Source organism: Halomonas sp. KX33721, assembly GCF_001596805.1.
Taxonomy (GTDB): Bacteria; Pseudomonadota; Gammaproteobacteria; order Pseudomonadales; family Halomonadaceae; genus Vreelandella; species Vreelandella aquamarina.
The window spans coordinates 1-2,584 of the sequence record NZ_LVIA01000071.1; the positions used below are offsets into that span (position 1 = coordinate 1).

Genomic DNA, 2,584 nt, shown 5'->3' on the forward strand with positions numbered 1-2,584 from the left:
CGCGACAAGCGAGTGTTGCGCCTGATCCGAGGCTATCTGGAAGCCGGGATGTTCCAGGACGGCCTGGCCGCGCCACGCCGGCAGGGCACGCCCCAGGGTGGGCCGCTGAGCCCACTGCTAGCGAACATCCTGCTGGATGACGTGGACAAGGAGCTGGAACGCCGCGGTCACCGCTTCTGCCGCTACGCCGACGACCTGCAGGTATACGTCAGGAGTCAGCGAGCGGGTGAGCGCGTCATGGCCAGCCTGAGTGATTTTCTCGGGAGCTCACTCAAGCTCACGGTCAATCGCGCCAAGAGCGCAGTGGACCGCCCCTGGAACCGGGGGTACCTGGGCTACACGCTGACCCGGCACAAGCGGCCGAAGCTGACGCTGGCCAAGGCCAGCCTGCAGCACCTGATGCAGCGTGTCCGCGAGATCCTCAAGCGTGGCAGGGGGCGCAACATACGGCGCGTGATCGAAGAGTTGACCCCGGTCCTACGGGGCTGGGCCAGCTACTTCAGCCTCGTCGACGTGAAGCGCCCGTTGGAAGCGCTGGATCAATGGATGCGACGCCGACTACGTTGCGTGATCTGGCGGCAATGGAAGCGCCCACAAACCCGGCGCCGGAAACTCCTGGCACTGGGTCTGGACGAGCAACGTGCCTGGAAGTCAGCGGGAAATGGTCGAGGCCCTTGGTGGAACGCCGGAGCGTCGCACATGAATCAGGCCCTGCCACGGAAGTGGTTCGACCGTCTGGGTCTGATCTCGGTACTCGATACGGTAAGATGGCTTAGTCGTTCTTCATGAACCGCCGTGGTACGGAACCGTATGCCCGGTGGTGTGGGAGGGCGCCGGGGGTGACCCCGGCCCCTACCCGATTGTCTACGGCAATTGGCTGGCTGCCTTGGCATCACCGTGTAGAATGAGAAGAGATCACTTTTCGTGTGACTTCACTTCAAATGGATGACACTTATGACCCAGGATGCTCGCGACCAAGAGCACGAAAATACGCAGCCTTCCGATACGTCGGCCAGCGGTGAATCACCCCAGCAAACATCAGGTAGTGATGATGCTGTCGGCAATGAAGACCTAGCTACCGCGTTCTTGCGGGAAACCGAGGTCGTTGAAGAGGCCGTGGAGGATGGCAAGAAGATCCGCCGTAAAGGCATCTACCTCTTGCCTAACTTATTCACTACCTCTGCGCTCTTCTCTGGCTTCTTTGCGGTTGTGGCTGGGATTAACGGTGAGTTCACATCCGCAGCGGTCGCCATTTTCATTGCTATGGTGCTAGATGGCTTAGATGGCCGAGTTGCCCGGATGACCAATACTCAAAGCGAGTTTGGCGCGGAGTATGACAGTCTTGCCGATATGATCTCGTTTGGCATGGCGCCTGCACTGGTTGCCTTTACCTGGATTTTGCAAGACATCGGTAAAACCGGTTGGGTGGTCGCGTTTCTGTATGTGGCTTGTGCCGCGCTGCGCTTAGCACGATTTAATGTACAGATTGGTAGTGTCGATAAAAAGTGGTTTATCGGTTTGCCCAGCCCGTCTGCAGCGGCGCTGGTTGCTGCCAGCGTATGGACGTTCCATAGTTTTGATGCCGATGCATTTGGCTTCAAGCTGTTGATGCTCGTCGTAGTAGGTGCGGCAGGTATTTTGATGGTCAGTAACATCCGCTACTACAGTTTTAAGGATCTGGACTTCAAAAAGCCCGTACCTTTCGTTGTACTGTTGGCGGTAGTGCTTGGGTTCGTGATGATCTCCGTCGAGCCTTCGGTCATGCTGCTGCTGCTATTTGCGGCTTACGTCTGTTCAGGTCCTGTTCTGGCCGTTATGCGCAAAGCAAAACCCAAGCGCTGAACTTTTTTGAAACTTTTTCACATTAGCTCTTGCCAACCCGGTCGCGAATCCGTAAAGTACGCATCCGCTGCCGGGGACGCCAAGCGTTACCAGCGGTGAAGGAGGTTGAAAACCTCTGGTTTGTCAGGAAGTTAGAGCCGTCTTGTTGTTTAGATCGCTCGCTTCACTCGCTGAAAACAGCGGTTGACAAACACCAGGAAGTGCGTAGAATACGCCTTCCTCGCTGAGGCAACACGGTTCAGGTCACCGAGCCCGTCACAGCGAACTCAAGAAAGTTGCTCTTTAACAATTTGATCAGGTAATTCATGTGGGCGCTTGCCGATGAGGGTGAATCATCACCCAATATCAAGGCAAGCGAACACCAAGATACTCTTCGGAGTATCGCAGTGAATTCGTTTGAACCTTGAGCCAAGTTTGATCCGCTTTTGTTGCCTTCGGGCAGCGAGTAAGGATCGCATTGATCTTAAACTGAAGAGTTTGATCATGGCTCAGATTGAACGCTGGCGGCAGGCCTAACACATGCAAGTCGAGCGGTAACAGATCCAGCTTGCTGGATGCTGACGAGCGGCGGACGGGTGAGTAATGCATAGGAATCTGCCCGATAGTGGGGGATAACCTGGGGAAACCCAGGCTAATACCGCATACGTCCTACGGGAGAAAGGGGGCTCCGGCTCCCGCTATGGGATGAGCCTATGTCGGATTAGCTAGTTGGTGAGGTAACGGCTCACCAAGGCCACGATCC

2 protein-coding genes and 1 rRNA gene are annotated in these 2,584 nt (G+C 56.2%); all 3 read left to right on the forward strand.

The features are described 5' to 3' along the window. The coding region (locus A3220_RS16260; RefSeq protein ID WP_252860509.1) for a group II intron maturase-specific domain-containing protein at window positions 1-789 on the forward strand (789 nt) is incomplete at its 5' end. A 165-nt stretch (window positions 790-954) separates the two neighbouring features. Continuing rightward, window positions 955-1,842, forward strand: a complete 888-nt coding sequence (gene pssA, locus A3220_RS16265; RefSeq protein ID WP_062376005.1) for a CDP-diacylglycerol--serine O-phosphatidyltransferase — start codon at window positions 955-957, stop codon at window positions 1,840-1,842. A 465-nt stretch (window positions 1,843-2,307) separates the two neighbouring features. Beyond that, window positions 2,308-2,584 (forward strand): 16S ribosomal RNA (locus A3220_RS16270); the annotation flags it as partial.

Bases quoted from the DNA above. Each gene is read 5' to 3' on its own strand.
- pssA (WP_062376005.1), top strand. From the start codon at position 955: ATGACCCAGGATGCTCGCGACCAAGAGCACGAAAATACGCAGCCTTCC.